16 protein-coding genes are annotated in these 20,974 nt (G+C 42.7%); 6 read left to right on the top strand and 10 right to left on the bottom strand.

Annotated elements, in window-relative coordinates; translation table 11 throughout:
* Window positions 1–90: 90 nt before the first annotated feature.
* The 6 genes from fabG to yceD are packed head-to-tail and all read right to left on the bottom strand — an operon-like array spanning window position 91 to window position 4,561.
* Window positions 91–837 carry a 3-oxoacyl-ACP reductase FabG gene (gene fabG / locus BI198_RS08320; RefSeq protein ID WP_070049134.1) on the bottom strand — a complete coding sequence of 249 codons (747 nt, stop codon included), beginning with the start codon at window positions 835–837 and terminating at the stop codon, window positions 91–93.
* A gap of 43 nt (window positions 838–880) precedes the next feature.
* Entirely contained in the window at window positions 881–1,816 is a 936-nt protein-coding gene (gene fabD, locus BI198_RS08315; protein ID WP_074467415.1) for an ACP S-malonyltransferase, read from the bottom strand.
* A gap of 23 nt (window positions 1,817–1,839) precedes the next feature.
* A complete protein-coding gene (locus BI198_RS08310) occupies window positions 1,840–2,799 on the bottom strand; it encodes a beta-ketoacyl-ACP synthase III (RefSeq protein ID WP_070049133.1) in 960 nt (319 codons plus the stop codon).
* Between the two features lie 6 nt (window positions 2,800–2,805).
* On the bottom strand, window positions 2,806–3,846 hold the full coding sequence (gene plsX, locus BI198_RS08305; RefSeq protein WP_201243450.1) for a phosphate acyltransferase PlsX: 1,041 nt from the start codon (window positions 3,844–3,846) through the stop codon (window positions 2,806–2,808).
* 6 nt (window positions 3,847–3,852) lie between these two features.
* Window positions 3,853–4,017, bottom strand: a complete 165-nt coding sequence (gene rpmF / locus BI198_RS08300) for a 50S ribosomal protein L32 (protein ID WP_070049132.1) — start codon at window positions 4,015–4,017, stop codon at window positions 3,853–3,855.
* Window positions 4,018–4,033: 16 nt separating this feature from the next.
* Complete coding sequence (gene yceD, locus BI198_RS08295) at window positions 4,034–4,561, bottom strand: 23S rRNA accumulation protein YceD (protein WP_070050771.1); 528 nt, start codon at window positions 4,559–4,561, stop codon at window positions 4,034–4,036.
* A 129-nt stretch (window positions 4,562–4,690) separates the two neighbouring features.
* Between yceD and BI198_RS08290 the strand changes: the two genes are divergently transcribed.
* Entirely contained in the window at window positions 4,691–5,293 is a 603-nt protein-coding gene (locus BI198_RS08290; protein WP_070049131.1) for a Maf family protein, read from the top strand.
* A 70-nt stretch (window positions 5,294–5,363) separates the two neighbouring features.
* Here the strand turns inward: BI198_RS08290 and BI198_RS08285 are convergent, their stop codons facing one another.
* Together BI198_RS08285 and rluC are read right to left on the bottom strand one after the other, a co-directional pair.
* A complete protein-coding gene (locus BI198_RS08285; RefSeq protein ID WP_070049130.1) occupies window positions 5,364–6,044 on the bottom strand; it encodes an HAD family hydrolase in 681 nt (226 codons plus the stop codon).
* A 1-nt stretch (window position 6,045) separates the two neighbouring features.
* Window positions 6,046–6,999: a 23S rRNA pseudouridine(955/2504/2580) synthase RluC gene (rluC, locus tag BI198_RS08280; RefSeq protein ID WP_070049129.1), complete on the bottom strand. Its 954-nt coding sequence runs from the start codon at window positions 6,997–6,999 to the stop codon at window positions 6,046–6,048.
* A 489-nt stretch (window positions 7,000–7,488) separates the two neighbouring features.
* Between rluC and rne the strand changes: the two genes are divergently transcribed.
* Entirely contained in the window at window positions 7,489–10,836 is a 3,348-nt protein-coding gene (rne, locus tag BI198_RS08275) for a ribonuclease E (protein ID WP_235605285.1), read from the top strand.
* A 141-nt stretch (window positions 10,837–10,977) separates the two neighbouring features.
* Here the strand turns inward: rne and BI198_RS08270 are convergent, their stop codons facing one another.
* Window positions 10,978–12,150, bottom strand: coding sequence for a DcaP family trimeric outer membrane transporter (locus BI198_RS08270; protein ID WP_070049127.1), 1,173 nt, complete (start codon window positions 12,148–12,150; stop codon window positions 10,978–10,980).
* A 247-nt stretch (window positions 12,151–12,397) separates the two neighbouring features.
* On the opposite strand from BI198_RS08270, the gene acs reads away from it, so the two are divergent.
* Entirely contained in the window at window positions 12,398–14,353 is a 1,956-nt protein-coding gene (acs, locus tag BI198_RS08265) for an acetate--CoA ligase (protein WP_070049126.1), read from the top strand.
* 135 nt (window positions 14,354–14,488) lie between these two features.
* On the top strand, window positions 14,489–15,181 hold the full coding sequence (locus BI198_RS08260; RefSeq protein WP_070049125.1) for a LuxR C-terminal-related transcriptional regulator: 693 nt from the start codon (window positions 14,489–14,491) through the stop codon (window positions 15,179–15,181).
* Here BI198_RS08260 and BI198_RS08255 read toward each other — a convergent pair.
* Window positions 15,168–18,734, bottom strand: a complete 3,567-nt coding sequence (locus tag BI198_RS08255) for a PAS domain-containing hybrid sensor histidine kinase/response regulator (RefSeq protein WP_070049124.1) — start codon at window positions 18,732–18,734, stop codon at window positions 15,168–15,170. The genes BI198_RS08260 and BI198_RS08255 overlap by 14 nt on opposite strands.
* Window positions 18,735–18,915: 181 nt before the next feature.
* Here BI198_RS08255 and BI198_RS08250 point away from each other — a divergent pair, with 181 nt between their 5' ends.
* Window positions 18,916–19,179, top strand: coding sequence for a DUF4212 domain-containing protein (locus BI198_RS08250; RefSeq protein ID WP_070049123.1), 264 nt, complete (start codon window positions 18,916–18,918; stop codon window positions 19,177–19,179).
* Between the two features lie 7 nt (window positions 19,180–19,186).
* Window positions 19,187–20,956 carry a sodium:solute symporter family protein gene (locus BI198_RS08245; RefSeq protein ID WP_070049122.1) on the top strand — a complete coding sequence of 590 codons (1,770 nt, stop codon included), beginning with the start codon at window positions 19,187–19,189 and terminating at the stop codon, window positions 20,954–20,956.
* Window positions 20,957–20,974: the final 18 nt, after the last annotated feature.

The following is a 20,974-nucleotide window of genomic DNA, read 5'->3' as shown; positions in this document are numbered from 1 at the left end:
TGTGTGGCGCTAGTTTATGCGTAAGCTAAGTGCGATGCAAGCGTGAGAAACAGCATTTTTTGCTGGTCAAACCTGCTAACAATACACTTGTTACACCATATACATGCCGCCGTTTACGTGAATAGTCTCACCGGTAATATATGCAGCTTGATTTGAAGCTAAAAATGCTACAGTTGCGGCAATTTCTTTAGGTTGCCCTAAACGATTTGCCGGTACTTGGCTAAAAATAGCTTCTTTTTGCTCTTCTGATAAGTCTTTTGTCATATCAGTATCAATAAAGCCTGGTGCCACAGCATTAACCGTAATACCACGCGACGCAACTTCTTTGGCAAGTGACTTGGTAAAACCTAGCACACCCGCTTTCGCTGCTGAATAATTTGTTTGGCCTGCATTGCCCATAGAGCCAACAACAGAACCAATATTGATTATACGACCAAAACGTTGTTTCATCATTGGACGCATAACCGCTTTGCTTAAACGAAAAACTGATGTCAAATTAGTTTGAATAATATCAAGCCATTCATCATCTTTCATCCGCATTAATAAATTATCGCGAGTGATACCGGCATTATTCACTAAAATTTCGATATCGCCAAGCTGTTGTTTTATTTCGGCCAAACATTGCTCAATTGAATCGTTATCAGCAACATTTAACACTAGACCAAAGCCTTTGTCACCTAAATAACTACTAATTGCGGCAGCGCCTTTTTCAGTCGTTGCCGTCCCTACTACTTTTGCGCCTAAAGCCGCTAATTGTTCAGCAACAGCACGACCAATACCACGGCTTGCACCTGTTACTAATGCGACTTTGCCTTCTAATGAGATAAAGTTAGTCATTTTATTCCTATTTTCGTACTTAATTCGGTACCTATTTAGGTGCCTATTCCAATGTAAGTGCAGCCTCAAGCGTGGCTTGATCGCCAACAGCTGCTGTACTGATGGTTTTATCTATACGTTTAATTAAACCTGTTAATACTTTACCTGCACCCAACTCTAGAACCTGATTGACACCTTGGCTAGCTAAAAATTCAATTGTTTCGGTCCAACGTACTGGACTATATAATTGACGCACCAGGGCATCTTTTATATCTGCGCTATCAGTAGCGGCTATAACATCTACGTTATTCACAACCGGTATTGCCGGAGCATTAAAAGTAAGCTGATTTAAATCTATTAATAATTTTTCAGCAGCTGGGCGCATTAATGCACAATGCGATGGCACACTTACCGGTAACGGTAACGCGCGTTTAGCACCGGCAGCTTTACATAACTCACCAGCGCGCTCAACAGCGGCTTTATGGCCGGCAATAACGACTTGGCCTGGTGAATTATAATTAACCGCAGAAACCACTTCACCTTGTGCTGCTTCAGCACAAGCTTTAGTAATAGCGGCATCATCTAGCCCAATAATAGCTGACATAGCACCGGTACCTGCGGGTACAGCTTGTTGCATATAATTGCCACGGTTTTCAACTAAGGTCACCGCTTGAGCTAACGTTAATACCCCAGCACAGACTAAAGCAGAGTACTCACCTAATGAGTGACCGGCAAAATAAGCAGGTTGTTGACCACCCTGTTGTTGCCATAAACGCCATACGGCTACTGAGGCTGTTAATAATGCTGGCTGAGTACGATGAGTTTGATTTAAATCGGCTTCTGGGCCATTAGCCACTAGTGCCCATAAATCATAACCCAATGCGGCAGACGCTTCAGTAAAGGTTTGTTTAACAATGTCATGCTGCTGATAAAGATCGGCTAACATGCCGACACTTTGTGAGCCTTGACCTGGAAAAACGATTGCAAGTTTAGTTGTCATTATTTGTCCTGCAAATTAATATATTAGTAACGTATTAATGCTGACGCCCAGGCAAAACCACCACCAAAAGCTTCTAGTAATAATGTTTGGCCACGCTGAATACGTCCGTCTCTAATCGCTTCGTCTAACGCGGTTGGCACTGTCGCTGCTGAGGTATTACCGTATTTATCAAGATTTATAACTACTTGATCCATAGACATATTTAGCTTGCGGGCTACAGCAGCAATAATGCGCAAATTAGCTTGATGCGGTACTAACCAATCAATTTCTGATTTATCTAAATTATTGGCTGCCAAGGTTTGCTCAACAATTTCAGACAACTTAGTTACCGCAACTTTAAATACTTCGTTACCCTTCATGGCACCCCATGAACTATGCACAGTTGTTTCCATGCCACGTGTTGGGTTATCCACATAAAGTAATTCAGAATATTTACCATCAGCATAGATATGGGTAGATAAAATACCTGGCTCTTCAGAAGCTTCTAAAATGACCGCACCTGCAGCATCACCAAATAAAATGACCATGCTGCGATCTTCAGGGCTGATTAAGCGCGATAAACAGTCCGCACCCACCACCATTATACGCTTGGCCATACCACTTTTAATATATTGATCGGCCACACTCAGCGCATAACAAAACCCGGCACAGGCCGCGGCAATATCAAAGGCAGGCATAGGTGGCAAACCTAATTCACGCTGTATTTCACAGGCAGAACTAGGTAATGACCTTGCACCACTCGTCGTGGCGCAAATCAGCATATCAATACTATTTTTATCAATATTCGCTGCTTCTAACGCTTTTAAGCCGGCTTGAGCGCCCATAGTGGCGACTGTTTCATCATCACCAATAATACGACGTTCTTTAATACCGGTGCGGTTCATAATCCATTCGTCGGTAGTTTCTACCATCGTTTCTAGATCAGAATTACTGCGAATTTTAGACGGGAAATAACTCCCGGTACCTATAATGCGTGAATACATAAGGACCTACGCTTTATCTATTAATACGTGTTCCAACCGGTGTTTAATTTTGGCTGGTACTTGGCGTTCCACCTCGTGTACCGCCTGACGGATGGCACTGAGAAATGCATCTTTAGTCGCATTTCCATGACTTTTTACAACAATTCCGCGCAATCCTATCAGACTTGCACCATTGTAGTGGTCGGGGTTCACGGCTTGAGATAGATTTTTTATGAAAGGTTTCAACAACCAGCCTAATAATTGAGCCGATAGTTGTTCTTTTATACTGGTTTCAAAGCGACGTAAAATAAGCTTAGCCACTCCTTCACAGGTTTTTAACGCCACATTACCCACAAAGCCATCACAAACAATAACATCGGCTTTGCGAGAAAAAATATCATTACCTTCAATATAGCCCACATAGTTAATTTCATTACATTGGGCTAGCAGCATAGAAGCACGTTTAATTTGATCTGAACCTTTAATTTCTTCTTCGCCCATATTTAATAAGGCGATACGCGGCTGCTTAATACCAATGACCTCTTCAGCCATTACTGAGCCCATTACTGCAAATTGAAATAAAGTATCAGCATCGCAATTAACGGTGGCACCTAAATCCAGCATATAGACTGGATCACCTTCTATCGACGGAATAGTGCTTATTAAGGCAGGACGTTCAATGCCGCCGAGCATTTTTAATACATAATGAGCGATGGCAATAAGTGCACCGGTATTACCCGCGCTAACACAGGCTTGTACGGCACCGGAGTCGACTAAATCAATGGCCGCCCGCATGGAAGAGTCACGTTTATTACGTAACGCATACGCAGGCTTATCCGTCATAGAAACGGTTTGGCTACAATGCTTAAGGCTAAATTGTTCATGACTAGAGATACCGTGCATTTTTAATTGCTCGGTTAGAATAGCTTCATCGCCACATAAAATGAGGTGTAATTCAGGAAATTCGTCTATCGCTGCTAGGGCAGCAGGAATAGTAGATCGGGGGCCATGATCGCCCCCCATCATATCTAAAGCAAGGGTTAGCTTTAGCGGTTGCACTAGGTGCATCCAAACTTACTTAACTTTACGACCTTTGTAATAACCATCGGCAGTAATGTGGTGACGCACGTGCGTTTCACCCGATGTAGAATCAACTGACAATGTAGGGCCAGTTAACGCATCGTGTGAGCGACGCATATCGCGACGAGCGCGAGATTTTTTGCTTTTCTGAACAGCCATGGTATTTCTCCTAAACTCACTTTTTCTTTAATTTTTGCAATATAGCGAATGGATTGGGTTTTTCTGTTTCTGGCCCTATATCACCAAAGCTCATCGCCGCATTATCAACAGCGCAAGCTGCTTCATCATGCATTGGGAACAGAGGTAGAGTCAAAATCAGCTCGTCTTCCACTAACTGCCGTAAATTTATTTCGCCGTGTTCGTCTCTCTCGATCACGTCATAGCACTCTGGGATATTATCCAAAGCTGCTTCGTTACCCAGTTTTACCGGGGTGTATGCAAAATTGCAGTCTAACGAAACATCCATGGCTTGACCACAGCGCTCGCAGCTTACACTCACTTCACAAGAAGCGCTACCCTGTAAAACAGTTAGGCCTTGTTGGTCAGTACTGCATTCAATTCTAACCGCTACTTGATCTTGTGATGTTAACAAGCTTTCATGTAATCGAGTTAATGTTTCTGAAGCATAAAAGCCTTCATACTCTGAGCGTTTTTGCGCTGCTTTAACCGGATCTAACGTAACGGGCATTTTTAGTTTTTGCATAAGGCGCGCATCATATAGAAGCCCCCCTTTACTGTCAAAGGGTTCAGGCAGATTTTTACAGTTTTTCTCGCTGAAACTGACTATTACCGTTATAGTAAGCATCAAAAAACAGCTAGAACCTAATTATCAATGACCCAAACCACTATACCCAAACTATGGTTAGCTTCAACCTCAGAATATCGTAAAGCTATTTTGAGCAAGCTGACTAAAAACTTCAGTTGCCAAAATCCTAATATTGATGAGACTGTGCATCCGCATGAATTAGCCTCGACATTGGTCAGTCGGTTGGCGTTAGCAAAAGCTCAAGCGGTAGCAACAACCTTAACCGATGGTTTAGTCATTGGTTCTGATCAAGTTGCCTTGTTTCAGGGCGCTATTATCGGCAAACCACATAGCTTTGACAAGGCAATTGCGCAACTTAGGCGTTTTAGTGGCCATAAAGTGCAATTTTTAACCGGTCTGGCCTTGATTGATGCATCAGACAATAGCATTCAGCAGCATATCGAGTATTTTGATGTCTGGTTTAGAACCTTAACTGACGACGAAATTGTTCGCTATATTGAGAAAGAACAACCCTTAGATTGCGCAGGCAGCTTTAAAGCAGAAGGCTTAGGCATTGCATTATTTACTAAGTTAAGTGGCGACGATCCAAACAGTTTAATTGGATTACCACTGTTAAAATTAAATCAAATGTTGATAAATACCGGTTATAACGTCTTGCTTGTCGATTAATTTCCCCGCTAAGGCTTAAAATTGAGCCGCGTTAAATGCATCATTGCTATAACGCGGATCTTTGCAAACATCACAATACCGTTAGTAACTCTGGTATCGAGTCTATTATGGCTTTAGGTGCAAATTGACTTAAGACATCACGACCGTGCACACCATGGGTGATACCAATGCGAGGCATAGCAATCGTTTGCGCCATTTTCATATCATGACTAGTATCCCCTACCATAATCGCTTGCTCAGCAGGAATGATTAATTGGCGTAATATTTGCTCCAGCATATCGGGATGAGGCTTAGATTGCGCTTCATCGGCGCAGCGACTGTAATCAAAGTAAGCAGCAAGCCCAGTCTGATCAAACATTCTTTGTAAACCTTTACGGGCTTTACCCGTGGCCACCGCGAGTTTAATATTATTATCTTTAAGTTGCTGCAATACCTGTTCAACACCGGCAAATAAAGGCGTGGGTGTTGTGTCATGCACTAAGTATTGCTCCCGATAATGATGCAGTAACAGATCGCGCTTAGGCTCGGTTAATCCTGCAAACAAAATATCAAAGGCCGGATCTAAGCTTAAACCAATAATTTGTTTAACGGCAAAGTCTGAAGGCACGGTCAATTCTGCTAGACGCGCTGCAGATTGCATTGATGAGACAATACGGCCAACTGAGTCCATTACAGTACCGTCCCAATCAAATACCACTAAAGACACTGCTGAGCTGTTAAAGTCAGTGCTTGGTTTAATAGCGTTGTTCATTTTATTTTCTCGTTAATTTTTCTAATGCTTGTTCTAATGCGCTATCTAGCGGCGCTTCAATTCGTAACGTTTCTTGAGTATTGGGGTGAACAAAGCTTAAAATTTTGGCGTGTAAAAATAACCGATTCAAGCCTATTTTTTGCATTTGGCTGGTAAACTCGTTATCGCCATATTTATCATCACAGGCAATAGGATGGCCTTTACAAGCGGTATGGACCCGTATTTGATGAGTTCGACCCGTTACAGGGAATGCCTCAACTAAAGTGCCCTCTTGGTAACGCTGTAAAATACGAAAGCGGGTTTCTGAAGGCTTACCGTTGACTTCATCTACGCGCACTACTCGCTCGCCAGATTGCAAAGTGTTTTTTCTTAACGCATCAGAAACTTTACGCACTTTATTGTCCCAGTCACCTGCGACTAAGGCCCAATATTTTTTCTCTACAGTTTTATCCCGTAACTGGGCATGTAAGTGCGTTAATACAGAACGTTTTTTTGCTATTAACAAACAACCGGACGTATCGCGATCGAGTCGGTGCACTAATTCTAAATGTTTAGCTAAAGGGCGTAATGCACGGAAGGCCTCAATAACACCAAACTTTAATCCGCTACCACCATGTACTGCCATACCTGTCGGTTTGTTTAAAACGATTAAATCGTTATCTTCAAATAATATATGTTGCTCAAGATTTTTTACTAAGGTTAATTTAACCGAAATAGGTTCGCCCTCAGGCGCAACTGTGAAAGGTGGAATACGCACAGAATCTGCTTGCTGTAATTTATACTCAGGTTTGACCCGCTTTTTGTTAACTCGTACCTCGCCTTTTCGCAAAACACGGTAAATTACACTTTTAGGCACACCTTTTAGCCTAGCGATTAAAAAGTTGTCTATTCGTTGGCCAATAAAATCGTCTTCAATTTCAACAATTTGCACTGGTAATTTGATTTCATCAGTCATGGGATTTGAATACTCTGCTAATATTACATTTCAGTTGCTATCGATGGCCAATTAGTGGGATAATCTGAACGCTAATTTAGCCAAAACTGGCAATTAGGGCGCTCAAAGTAACATAAGAGAACTTGTGCGGCACCGTTAGGGGATGTGATCATACCGAAATCGTTGCGAAAACCAACGTTTTTTATAACCCCTGCGTAAACCAAACGCCATTTGCCTGAGATAATGTTGCGTAATCTATTATCAAAGCGGCAAAACATGAGTTCCAGTTAACCAGAGCTTATAAAAGATTTGCTATAACGCAGCGCTGTAAGGCGATGTGTATCAGATATAGAAAGAAAACAGTAATAACTGTAACTCATTTTTACAGTGACAATTTGATTTCCACAGACATTCCAGTCGTGAGACTGCAAAAATTAGTGTTTGCAAAACATCTGAACACGCGGTGCCCTTTGGGTTGCGTTGTGGCTGCATAGATACGAGTCAGCTACGATGAAAAGAATGTTAATAAACGCTACGCAGGAAGAAGAAATTCGCGTGGCTCTGGTCGATGGCCAGAAACTATATGATTTAGATATTGAAAGCCCAGGTCACGAGCAAAAAAAAGCCAATATTTACAAAGGTAAAATTACCCGCGTAGAGCCTAGCTTAGAAGCCGCTTTTGTTGATTATGGTGCCGATCGCCATGGTTTTTTACCACTAAAAGAAATTTCTCGCGACTACTTCCCTGCTAATTACTCCTTCGACGGTAGACCCAATATCAAAGAAGTGGTTAAAGAAGGTCAAGAAGTTATCATTCAAATTGATAAAGAAGAACGTGGCCAAAAAGGCGCGGCTTTAACTACTTTTATCAGTTTGGCGGGTTCTTATTTAGTTTTAATGCCTAACAATCCTCGTGCTGGTGGTATTTCTCGTCGCATTGAAGGTGATGAGCGCCAAGAATTAAAAGATTCGTTAAACCAGTTAGAAATGCCTGATGGCATGGGCTTAATTGTCCGTACTGCAGGTGTTGGTAAGTCGTTTGAAGAATTAGACTACGATTTAAAAGCCTTATTAAAACATTGGTCTGCTATTACTGAAGAAGCTAAAAAACGCCCTAGCCCATTCTTAATCCACCAAGAAAGTAATGTGGTGTTCCGCGCTATACGTGATTATCTGCGCCGCGATGTTGGTGAGATTTTAATTGATAATCCTGAAGTTTTTGAAGAAGCAAAAATTTATATTCAACAATTCCGCCCTGACTTTGCTCATCGCGTTAAATTGTATCAGGGCGAAGTGCCATTATTTATGCACTTCCAAATTGAAACTCAAATTGAATCAGCCTTCCGCCGTGAAGTGCGCTTACCTTCAGGTGGCTCTGTCGTTATAGACAGTACTGAAGCCTTAACGGCTATTGATATTAACTCATCAAAAGCAACCAAAGGTAGTGATATAGAAGAAACTGCTTTTAATACTAACTTAGAAGCGGCTGATGAAATTTCCCGTCAATTGCGTTTACGCGACTTAGGCGGCTTAATCGTTATCGACTTTATTGATATGACGCCAGTGCGCCATCAACGTGAAGTTGAAAACCGTTTAAAAGATGCGGTAAAACAAGACCGTGCTCGGGTACAAATTGGTCGTATTTCGCGCTTTGGTTTATTAGAAATGTCACGCCAACGTTTACGCCCATCTTTGGGTGATTCGGCGACTCACGTCTGCCCTCGCTGCCATGGTCGTGGCACTATTCGTAGTACAGAATCATCTGCTTTATCCATTTTACGCTTAATTGAAGAAGAATCGATTAAAGATAATACCAGTCAAATTCACGCTCAAGTACCTGTTGCTGTTGCCACTTATTTAATGAATGAAAAGCGCGGAGCAGTACGCCGGATTGAAGAACGTCAGGGTATTCGGGTATTTGTTATCCCAAATCAGCATTTAGAAACGCCTAATCATGAAGTTATCCGTATTCGTATTGATGAAGAAATCGAAGACGTAAGCTACAACATGGTTAAAGCACCTGAGTTAACCTCTGATTTATATCAACCTGCTTCAGATACTATTAAAGAAAAACCGGCTATTTCAGCGATTAACATTGCTAATGGCAACCCACCGCCGGCAGCTAAAGTTGCGACACCGGCTGTAGTAGCGCAACCTGGTTTATGGCAGAAAGTATCAGCTTGGTTTGAAAAGCTATTTAATGGTGATGAGCCAGAGCAAGATACTAAAACTGCAATTAAACCGGTTAGAAACCGCCAGCAAGCTGATAAAACTCGCTCTGGTGGCCGTGAAAATGGCCGTGATGCTGCTAAAGACGGTTCTCGTGATGGCTCGCGTGACAACTCTCGTGACAACAATCGCCGCCGTAACAACAATAACAAGTCGCGTCGTCGTAATGAAAATGACGATAGCGCTACACCGGTAGTACAAAAAGAAGCACCTACTAATCAACGTACTGATCAGCGTGCTGAGCGTCAACCACGTCAACAACAAGAGTCGCGTGCGCCACGTAATACAACAGAAACTAAAGCTGCGATTGAAAAGCCGGTTGCAAAACAAGCTGAAGTTGCAGTAGAAACAGTTGCTACACCTGCAGCACCACAAAAAGTAGCAGAGCGTCGTCAACGTCGTAATGCCCGCAAATCTGTGCGTCTTGCTCAACCAGAAACCACAGCGGTGATCACACCTGTAGCAGCGCAAGCAGACACAGTCGCTAACGTGCCTAATGTTGAAGTAGCTGCTGAAAAAGTTGTTGAGAAAACTAACGCAACTGTAGTAGAGAAAAACTTAGCACCGACAGAAGTGAATGTTGAAGCTAAGCAACAACCCGTAGTGACTGAGCCAGTAGTGACTAAGCCAGTAGTGAATGACAAAGTTGCCCAGCCTGTTGCAGAGCAAGCAGATAGCAATACAACTGATGCTGAAGCCACAGACACCGCAACGGTGAAAACAGATGCTACCGCTAACGCTGACTCAACAGAACCACGTAGTCGTAATCGTCGTTCACCACGGCACTTACGTGCCGCTGGCCAAAAGCGTAAAAAAGAACAAGAGCAAAACGACGCTAGTGCAAATAACGCTGACTCAGCTGCAGATGTTACTGCTGACACTACTGTTTCAGCAGACGTGACGACTGAAGTGACAGCAAAAACTGACGTTAAAACTGTTACAACCAAAGCCGTCACAACAGGTAATGCTGCTGAGTTAACGGATAACAACAACGATAATGCAGCAGAAGAAACGGTGGATGCTAAAAAACCAGCAAAACCACGTACTCGTCGTAAAGCACCTGCAAAGCAAGAAGTTGTGGCCAATACTGAGGCTGCAGTAACTGCACCTGAAGTTAAAGCAAACGCTGAACCAGTAGCTAAAGCTGCGGAAGTCACTGCAGTTGCCACTAAAGCAACCAGTGCTGTTGAAACGAAAGTTGATACCAGTATTGATAACAAAGTGGATAAGAATGTCGTTGAACGTACAGTTGAGCGAGCAGTTGAAGCAAAAGCGCCATCAGTAACCACTGAGAGCCCTGTCGCTACTCAAGCCACTAAACCTGAAGTACCAGTTGCTAGCGATAAAGCCAAAGAAGTCGCCGTGAAAACTGATACTGTTGCACCTGTGGCGGACTCAGTTAAAAGTGCGCCAGCAACGAAAAGTCGCTATGCCCAAATGGTAGTCGCTACAATGACTAAAGCTACAGCCACAGAGCAAGCTGCAGCGCCAGAAACAACGGCTAACACCGCGGTTAAACCAGCTGTAGAACGCCCTGTTGTTGCAAGTTCACAACGCCAAGCTGGCTCAGCCTTTGCTCGCCAAGCGGTGACTGCACCAATGACCAAAGCCTCTACTAAAGACGAGTAATAAACACAGGCTAATACATATTAGCCTTGTTTTAACTTATTAAAATAGTAGAAACAAAAAAGCCAGTTGCATAACAACTGGCTTTTTTATGTCTGAATTTTAGTGTTAATTAGAACCGTAATTAACTAAGCCACTAGCAACTTAGAAATCGTATTTAGCACTAAACTGGACACGGTTCATATCACCATCAGCGCCCGCTTCAATTTCACGATTGGCAAACTTATATTCAATACCTACCATGAGCTTTTTAGTTGCTTGATATAATAAGTTAGCGCTATAGCTGTGAGTAGATTTAGTTACACTGTTGCCAGTATAGTCGGTATCGTTATCAATATTTAATGCTGAATAAACGAAGCTAGAGCGCAGCGTTTCATTCCATAAATGGCGATAAGCAACCGAGTAGCCCATAGAGTCGATGGTTTCTAATTTAGCATCACTACCTAAACCATTTAACACAGCACCATTAACCGTATTAAGAGCAATATAGCGACCTAAACCTTTACCCATATTAAAGGTGACACGTAAATCATCATTATTACTAAAGTTTACTTTAGTACTTACCGACACACCGTAAGACGTTACGCTATCATCATAGGCTGTACCATTATAGCTACCATCTATGCTGATTTGACGTAGTAAACCCGCGATTTTAACCACACCCCAGTCCGTTTTTAAGTTATAGCTGGCGGTTAAGTCAGGCATAGCGTTATCGTCAGTAGTAATGCGTCCACCGCCGCCAAAAGGGGTAACAGTGCTTTCTGGATTTTCTACTGCAACTGAGAAATCACCTTGGGTATAACGAACTTGGGCTTGACGAATAAAGATTGATGCGTCTGGGTTACCAACAAAATCTAAGGTTTCTGGCAGCGAAGCTAAATCCATAAAGTTGGACCAAGTTTGACCCAGGGTCCAGTTTTTATATTTAATAAAAGCATGACGCATTACCGGGCTGTAACCGTTAGTAGTACGCTCATCGTTGCCATTATTACTGGTCATCATATCAAATTCTAAATGACCGGTTATTTTGTCACCGCCTTCAAGTTCAGTCGCGGTAGAAAAGAAAAACCGAGATTGACGCGCATGCATGTCAAAACGAGTAGTACTATCACCTCCAATAGGTGTTAGTGATGGCACATAAAAATCACGACCCACGCCAGCAATTTCACCGTCAGACTGACTAACCATAGCATCAAGTTTAACAAAACCACCAAAATTGACAGTGGTACCGCCAATATCAAAACCTGCAGCTTGTGCATTACCCGCTGCTAGCGTGATACATGCAGCAAGGTAAGATAACTTTGTTAAATGTTTCATTGTTAATTCTCCGTATATTATCATTATTCTATTCATAAACTCTCGCGCAAACTTTGAGTGAGAATGCTATTCTTGGCAATTAGCCTTTAGTCGCATTAAATAGTTTATTAATACTAAAACATGAGTAAATTCAATGGCATTGACGTTGTGCAACTTAGTTGGCTAGACTAAGGTCTAATTTCAATTGCACGGTAGCTTCGTTAGAAATATCCCAAGCAATAATAAAGAAAAATTCACAGGGGAAGTTATGTCACATCCAACTCTTTATCCAGTACCTACTGCTGCAGCCAAACGCTCGCACTTAACAAACGAACAATATGAGCAAATGTATCAGCAATCAATTACTGCACCTGAGCAATTCTGGGCTGAGCATGGCAAGCGTATTGATTGGTTTAAACCCTATACAGAGGTTAAAAATACCAGCTATGAACCAGGTAAAGTTAATATTGAATGGTTTAAAGATGGTATTTTAAATGCCAGTTACAATTGTTTAGATCGTCATTTACCCCAGCGCGCCGATCAAGTTGCTTATTATTGGGAAGGCGACTCGCCTGATGTTTCAAAATCAATTACTTATGGCGAATTGCACCAGCAAGTTTGTCAGTTAGCAAATGCGATGAAACAACTAGGGGTGGCTAAAGGTGATCGGGTAACTATTTATTTACCGATGATTATCGAAGCTACTGTAGCACTGCTCGCTTGTGCTCGGATTGGTGCAGTTCATTCTGTGGTTTTTGCTGGCTTCTCACCAGACGCTTTAGGTAGCAGAGTGTTTGATTGTGACTCCAAATTAATTATTACAGCCGACCAAGCTTTACGTGGCAGTCGCGTCACCAGTTTAAAGCAAAACGTTGATATCGCCATTGACCATTTAGCAGAAAAATCACCCGTACAAAATGTTATTGTGGTGAAACATGTCGGTCAAAATCTTGCCATGCAAGCGGGACGAGATCTGTGGTATCACGAACTTATCGCCCAGCAAAGCACAGACTGCCCTGCCGAACCTATGCAAGCTGAAGATCCGCTATTTATTTTATATACCTCTGGCTCAACCGGCACGCCTAAAGGCGTATTACATACTACCGGTGGTTATATGGTATATGCCGCTATGACTCATCAGTATGTTTTTGATTACCATGATAAAGATGTTTATTGGTGTGCGGCTGACGTTGGCTGGGTTACCGGCCATACTTATATTATTTATGGTCCCTTAGCGAATGGTGCAACCAGCGTTTTATTTGAAGGGGTACCTAATTACCCTAGCGTTAAACGTATGGCACAAATTGTCGATAAATATCATGTCAATATTCTCTATACCGCCCCTACTGCTATTCGCGCGTTAATGGCGCATGGCACAGCGCCTACAGACGGCGCAGACTTAAGCTCGTTGCGCACATTGGGCAGTGTAGGTGAACCCATTAATCCAGAAGCGTGGAATTGGTATCATCATAATTTTGGTAAAGATAACTGCCCTATTGTTGATACTTGGTGGCAAACTGAAACTGGCGGTATCCTTATTTCACCTCTACCAGGTTGTACCGACTTAAAACCCGGCTCAGCGACTCGGCCTTTCTTTGGTATTATTCCAGCAATAGTGGATAACGAAGGTAATGAAGTGCAAGGCGTTGGTGAAGGTAACCTAATTATTAAGAGTAGTTGGCCAGGTCAAATGCGTACCGTATACGGCGATCATGCTCGCTTTGAGCAAACCTACTTTGGCACCTATCCTGGTAGCTACTTTACCGGTGATGGTGTAAAACGCGATGCCGATGGTTACTACTGGATAACCGGCAGAGTTGATGACGTACTGAATATCTCAGGACATCGTTTAGGTACTGCAGAAATTGAAAGTTGTTTAGTTGCGCACGATTCGGTAGCAGAAGCGGCTGTGGTTGGTTTTACCCATGACATCAAGGGTCAGGGCATCTATGTCTATGTTACGCCTCGTGTTGGTGTAGAGCCCTCAGATGAGCTTACTAAAGAGCTTAGGGCATGGGTACGAACAGAAATATCACCTATTGCTACGCCAGACTTAATCCAGTGGGCGCCAACTGGCTTACCCAAAACCCGTTCAGGCAAAATTATGCGACGTATTCTGCGTAAAATTGCGGCTAACGAACATGATCAACTGGGTGATATTTCAACCTTGGCTGATCCATCGGTGGTAGAAGTATTAATCAATAATAGATTGAACCGTAAATAAACAACCTTGATTACGAGCTTGACACTAGGTCAACTCAGACGCAGTATAAAAGGCCGCTAATGCGGTCTTTTTTATTATAGTGTTTATTTAATACTTCTTATTATAATTATAAATATTCATTGCCGGAGGATCTTGATGACTAAGCTCATCGTTGCTGACGACCACCCTTTATTTCGGAATGCGTTAATTAATGCTATCAGCAGTAGCTTTGCTACTACAGCAACGATTGAAACCGATAGTTTTGAAACTACTTGCGCTGCGTTAGAGCAACACCCAGACACCGATATGTTATTGTTTGATTTACACATGCCCGGCAATTGCGGTTTTTTAGGCTTAATTCAGTTACGTAAAAACTTCCCCACTTTACCCATAGTGGTGATTTCAGCTAGTGAAGAAATTGATGTCATTAGGCGAGTCATGGCGTTTGGCGCTTCGGCTTACATTCCAAAATCGGCATCACCTGCCGATATTGCGACTGCCTTAAATCAAGTATTAGCGGGTGAGCTTTGGGTACCGCAACATTTAACCAAGCAAGTTTTTCAGCAAGCGAATCAAGATTCAGAGCGTGATTTAGATCTTGCCGCCCGGGTAGCCCAATTAACCCAGCAACAATATAAAGTATTATATTACTTAACAGAAGGCTGGCTAAATAAACAAATCGCTTATGACTTAGAAATCTCAGAAGCGACTGTTAAAGCTCATATTACCGCTATATTTCGTAAGTTGGGCGTCACTAATCGCACCCAGGTGGTTATTCAAGCGCAGCGGTTAACATTAGAACCCCCTGTAAATAAAGCTATTGCCGAGTTTTCCCCTACCCATCGTTAATATCAGTTTTATCTGCCGTTCGTTTTAACATTTTCAAATGATTTAAACTGGCCCGTAATGCGGCCGGTTTTATCGGTTTAGCTAAAAACAATAGGCCATGTTGCCGTGCTTTTGCCGCTAAGCCAGCTTCGGGTGATGCCGAGACCAAGACACCGTTTACACTACCCCAGATTGATTTTATTTTTTGATACACTGATAAGCCTGTTACATTTTGTGCTAAGTGATAATCTAGTAGTAAGGCATCGGGGGCGGGGTTGTTCTGCGCATAGCTTAATAAGCTTTCTTCGTCACAAAAGCAGGTGACATCCTCTATTTGCCATTGTTTTAAAAGCACGGTTAACGCCGCTAAATTGGCTTCGTCATCATCAATACACACTAAAGATAAACCCGGTAAAGGTCGCTGTTGCGAAAAGCTAGGTAAGGTAATAATAGCGCGTTTTGGCTTATCTACGACGGGTAACTCTATACTAAACATTGAGCCTTTCTGCGGTACTGATCTGACGGTCAGTCTATGACTCAACAATCGCGCCATGCGATAAACAACACCCAAACCTAAACCTACGCCTTGTTGGCCTCGTGCTGTGGCATCAATACGATAAAAGTCCTCAAAAATTCGCTGTAAATCTGGCTCGACAATACCCGGCCCCGTATCCCAAACTTGGATAAGTACCGCATCAGCGCGTTTACGACAGCCCAGCAAAATACGCCCATTTTTAGTATATTTAATCGCATTAGACAGCAAGTTTTGCAAAATACGTCGTAAGTAAGTCGCGTCGGTCATCACTTGTACATCTAAGGTTTTCATGGTTAATTGCAGATTTTTACGCTTAGCCACTAAACTGAATTCATCCGACAACTGAGCTAGTAAATCACTTAACGACACTTGTTGAATATCGGGCGATAACTTACCGTCATCGAGTTGAGCAATTTCCAATAAGGTTGAAATTAATTCTTCAGACGCTTTTAATGAATTCTCTAATTGATTAATTATAGGTTGCTGCTGGTTTATATCCGGCGATCCCATTAATGCTGCGGTAAATAAACGCGCGGCATTTAATGGCTGTAAAATATCATGCGATGCTAAGGCTAAAAAACGGGTTTTAGAGGCATTTGCTGCATCGGCTTCGCCTTTAGCTTGTATTAATTGTTGCTCGGTTTCACGACGCCGTCTTACTTCACTTAATAGTTCATGGTTAATTTCAGAAATGGTTTGCGTACGCTCTTGCACCCTATCCTCTAGATATTGCTTAGCTTCTGCTAGGGCTTGCACCGCAGTAACGTGTTCAGATATATCAGCAAAACTGGTGACAAAACCACCGCCCGGAATCGGATTACCACGCATTTCAATCACTCGACCATCTGGACGCACGCGTTGAAAAACATGGGCGGTGCCTTTACTCATATGTTGAATACGTTTTTCAACATGCTCTTCAGCTTGTCCTGGTCCGCACATACCTCGCTCGGCATTAAAGCGCACGATATCTGCAATGGGCCTGCCCACTCTGATCATCGACTCCGGATAATCAAACATGGCTAAATAGGCTTTATTCCACGCTACTAGCTTTAATTCTTTGTCTACCACGCTAACACCTTGGCTCAGGTTCTCTAAGGTTGAAAACAAAATTTTACGTGAAAACTGTATGGCTTGAGTCGTATCATCAAATAACGTGACCACATCCTCGAAGCCTAATTGTCTGCCATCTAATACCGCATTAACCATGGCTGAGGCTGAAGATGCACCAATAACGCCGGCTAACTCTCGTTCAACATGTTCAATTAAACTGGCCGTAGGCAGTTCATCCAGTACCATGGTAGTTGATTGGCGTTTAGCAAACTCTTGTATACATTCATTGGCACGATTAGTCCCGACAAAGCGCTCAAGCAGAATTTTTAAATCGGTGTTTTGAATGCGAATTCGTCTAGCCGGTGCGCCATGCAAGTTAACGGGCAAATTTGGTTTTACAAAAGCCACCGCTTGCAAGCGATCTTGTAAAGTCATTGGGGTTAAAAATGAGACCACAATATAAAACAATAAGTTAAAGCCTAATGAAAATAATACACCATGACTTAAATTGTTGAGTTCAACCCCAAATATTGAGTGTGGTGTTAACCAAGACCAACCAAACAAACCAGTTTGCAGAATGTTGCTATCCATCGCCCCGGCACTGACTAACTGGGGCAACATTAAAGTAAAGAACCATAATGAGAAGCCCAACGTTAAGCCAGCATAAACCCCCCAAACATTACCACGACGCCAATATAAACCGCCAATCACGGCTGGTGCTAATTGTATTGCAAGTGCAAAGGCAACTAACCCAGTTTCGGCTAACTCATAGTTACGGGCAAAAATTCGATAATATAAATACGACAGCGCCATGACTAAAAAAATCATACTGCGGCGGACAAATAAAATAACTAAGCTGTAATCATGCGGTAAACCTTGCCTTTTACTACTTCTGAGTAAACTGGGCATCACCAAGTCATTGGCGATCATATTCGATAACGCTAAAGTAGCGATAATAATCATTGAAGTGGCGGCAGAAAAGCCGCCGATAAACACTAATACACTTAAGGTATCCCAGCCCGATTGCGCGGGTATTAATAAAACAAAGCTATCGGCTGCAGCCAAAGCATTGGGGAATAATTGGATGCCGGTTAAAGCTATGGGGATCACTAAAACAGTTACTAACACTAAATAACTGGAAAACCAGCGCCTAGCATGCTGCAAGTGATGATGCGAGACGTTTTCAACAAAGGCGACATGAAATTGCCGTGGTAATAAAAACACCGCCGCCATGGCTAAAATGGTTTTGGTTAAAAACTCAATGAAGCTAAAACTGTCATTGGGTACTTGAGTTGCCGCGTGCTCGGCAAAACGCATTAATATCGGATCGCCCGGCTCCAATAAAAACCAATATGCCGCTATAGCAAGGGTTAGTAAGGCAAAGAGTTTAACCACTGATTCAAAAGCAATGGCAACGATAACACCGCGGCTTTGTTCAGTTAAATACAGTTTACGAGTACCAAACAGAATAGCAAAAAACGCCATGGCTACCGCGCTTAAAAACGCACTATCTCGCCACCAAATGGCACTTTCATCACTAAAATCGCCTCCTAATAACACTTGATAAGAGCTGGATACGGCTTTTAATTGCAAGGCTATATAAGGGATGACTACGACTAAACAAAGTAATGAAGCAAATAAGGCAATATTTTTTCTTTTGCCATAACGAGCTGAAATAAAATCAGCAATTGAGGTCACATTTTGCTTTTTAGTGACATAAAGTAACTTAAATAAAAACGGCTGGGCAAAAATAAACAATAATATTGGGCCTAAATAAATAGCAATATAGTCCCATCCGAGGGTGACAGCTGTACCAACAGCGCCATAGTAGGTCCAAGAGGTACAATATACGGCTAGGGCTAGGCTATATATTAAGCCACCATACTTACGAATTAATTTATCATCAGCATGCCGTTCGCCCCAGTTAGCGATTAAAAACAATCCCCCCACATATAGCAATGCTAATACCGCTATTATCCACGCCGCCACTACCGTCTCCTCTCTTTGTGCTTGGATCTGTTTTCGCTCAGCTACGGCTTAAAGTCAATAGTTAAGGCTTGGTTAACACTCAGCTTCGACTAAAGTCGGGCTGTTACTTATAAAATCTACTGCTAGATTAATATTGCGAGATAACGATAACGAAAATCAACAAAGTAAAGGAGCGTCTTATATGACAGATCAAGATCGCAACGCAGCCGCCTATTGGAAGGCAAACTTGCGCCTGATAGTCGGCAGCTTAATCATCTGGGCATTAGTGTCTTATGGTGGGGGCATTTTATTTCGACCATTTCTTTCCAGTATAGAAATAGGTGGAACAGACATTGGATTCTGGTTTGCACAGCAGGGTTCTATTTTAACCTTTATCGCCTTAATCTTCTTCTATGCATGGAGAATGAATAAGCTGGATAAAGAGTTTGGCTTGGACGAGGAGTAAACCTGCCATGAGTCAATTTGCAATCAATCTAATTTTTGTTGGCCTATCCTTTGCGATCTATATTGGTATCGCAATCTGGGCACGCGCAGGCTCCACTAAGGAGTTCTATGTTGCCGGTGGAGGCGTTAACCCAGTTGTGAACGGTATGGCCACTGCGGCTGACTGGATGTCTGCTGCTTCCTTTATTTCAATGGCCGGCATTATTTCTGCGGGCGGCTACGCTAGCTCTACTTATTTAATGGGCTGGACTGGCGGTTACGTATTACTTGCCATGTTATTAGCACCTTACTTACGTAAGTTTGGTAAATTTACCGTTCCGCAGTTTATTGGTGACCGTTTTTATAGCCCAACGGCTCGTCTTGTTGCCGTTGCCTGTTTAATTATCGCCTCAGTAACTTATGTTATTGGTCAGATGACGGGTGCGGGTGTTGCTTTCTCTCGTTTCTTAGAGGTGGATAACGATACCGGCTTAATGATAGCTGCCGTAGTGGTGTTTTTATATGCCGTACTAGGTGGTATGAAAGGCATTACCTATACTCAGGTTGCCCAATATGTAGTATTAATTATTGCTTATACTATTCCAGCGGTATTTATTTCATTACAACTAACCGATACCTTTATTCCAGCAATTGGCTTATTTTCCACCCACGTTGAAACAGGTATGCCCATTTTACATAAATTAGACTTGATTGTTCAAGACTTAGGGTTTGTTGCCTACACAGCTGATGTCGATAACAAGCTTAATATGGTGCTATTTACCTTATCATTAATGATAGGTACTGCCGGTTTACCGCACGTTATCATTCGTTTCTTTACCGTGCCTAAAGTATCTGATGCTCGATGGTCAGCAGGTTGGGCATTAGTGTTTATCGCCTTATTATACTTAACCGCGCCTGCGGTTGCTTCTATGGCTCGGTTAAACTTATTAACCACTATTTACCCAGCGGGTGAAACAGCTAACGCCATTAAGTATGACGAGCGTCCAGAGTGGATTAAAAACTGGGAGTTAACGGAGTTAATTACCTTTGAAGATAAAAATGGCGATGGCCGTATTCAATTGTATAACGATAAATCAGACTCATTTAAAGCTACCGCTGCAGAGCGTGGTTGGGCTGGAAATGAGTTAACAGTGAATGCGGATATTATGGTATTGGCTAACCCAGAAATTGCTAGATTACCATCATGGGTAATTGGTTTAATTGCTGCAGGTGGTTTGGCTGCTGCGCTGTCCACTGCCGCGGGTTTATTATTAGCCATTTCATCGGCAATCAGTCATGACTTAATAAAAGGCTCGATTAATCCACAGATCAGTGAGAAAGGTGAGCTACGGGCAGCGCGGATATCCATGGCCGTTGCTATCGTAGTTGCGACCTGGCTAGGGATGAACCCGCCCGGCTTTGCGGCCCAAGTAGTTGCGCTAGCGTTTGGTATCGCGGGTGCATCGATATTCCCAGCATTAATGATGGGCATATTTTCTAAACGGGTTAATAGTGTTGGTGCCATTTCAGGCATGTTAGCGGGATTAATATCAACTGCGATTTATATTTTCTTATATCTTGGTTGGTTCTTTATTCCTGGCACGGCAAGCATGGCGAATACACCTGAAAACTGGATATTCGGCATATCACCACTATCGTTTGGTGCTATTGGTGCCGTCATTAACTTTACTGTTGCCTTTATCGTATCGTCGCTAACAGCGCCTCCGCCAGCTCATATTCAAGAGTTAGTGGAAAGCGTCCGTTATCCGCGCGGTGCGAGTGTAGCAGTTGATCACTAAGTAGCTTATGTTGTACGC

This window comes from Rheinheimera salexigens (genome assembly GCF_001752395.1).
In the GTDB taxonomy this organism is placed as follows: domain Bacteria; phylum Pseudomonadota; class Gammaproteobacteria; order Enterobacterales; family Alteromonadaceae; genus Alishewanella; species Alishewanella salexigens.
Note: the sequence above shows the minus strand (reverse complement) of the source record. Positions and strands in the feature narration are given on the sequence as shown.

Coding starts and splice junctions, on each gene's coding strand:
- BI198_RS08250 (WP_070049123.1), top strand. CDS start 18,916: ATGACAGATCAAGATCGCAACGCAGCCGCCTATTGGAAGGCAAACTTG.
- yceD (WP_070050771.1), bottom strand. CDS start 4,561: ATGCAAAAACTAAAAATGCCCGTTACGTTAGATCCGGTTAAAGCAGCG.
- plsX (WP_201243450.1), bottom strand. CDS start 3,846: ATGCACCTAGTGCAACCGCTAAAGCTAACCCTTGCTTTAGATATGATG.
- BI198_RS08310 (WP_070049133.1), bottom strand. CDS start 2,799: ATGTATTCACGCATTATAGGTACCGGGAGTTATTTCCCGTCTAAAATT.
- BI198_RS08245 (WP_070049122.1), top strand. CDS start 19,187: ATGAGTCAATTTGCAATCAATCTAATTTTTGTTGGCCTATCCTTTGCG.
- acs (WP_070049126.1), top strand. CDS start 12,398: ATGTCACATCCAACTCTTTATCCAGTACCTACTGCTGCAGCCAAACGC.
- BI198_RS08285 (WP_070049130.1), bottom strand. CDS start 6,044: ATGAACAACGCTATTAAACCAAGCACTGACTTTAACAGCTCAGCAGTG.
- fabG (WP_070049134.1), bottom strand. CDS start 837: ATGACTAACTTTATCTCATTAGAAGGCAAAGTCGCATTAGTAACAGGT.
- rne (WP_235605285.1), top strand. CDS start 7,489: ATGAAAAGAATGTTAATAAACGCTACGCAGGAAGAAGAAATTCGCGTG.
- rpmF (WP_070049132.1), bottom strand. CDS start 4,017: ATGGCTGTTCAGAAAAGCAAAAAATCTCGCGCTCGTCGCGATATGCGT.
- fabD (WP_074467415.1), bottom strand. CDS start 1,816: ATGACAACTAAACTTGCAATCGTTTTTCCAGGTCAAGGCTCACAAAGT.
- BI198_RS08270 (WP_070049127.1), bottom strand. CDS start 12,150: ATGAAACATTTAACAAAGTTATCTTACCTTGCTGCATGTATCACGCTA.
- BI198_RS08290 (WP_070049131.1), top strand. CDS start 4,691: ATGACCCAAACCACTATACCCAAACTATGGTTAGCTTCAACCTCAGAA.
- rluC (WP_070049129.1), bottom strand. CDS start 6,999: ATGACTGATGAAATCAAATTACCAGTGCAAATTGTTGAAATTGAAGAC.
- BI198_RS08260 (WP_070049125.1), top strand. CDS start 14,489: ATGACTAAGCTCATCGTTGCTGACGACCACCCTTTATTTCGGAATGCG.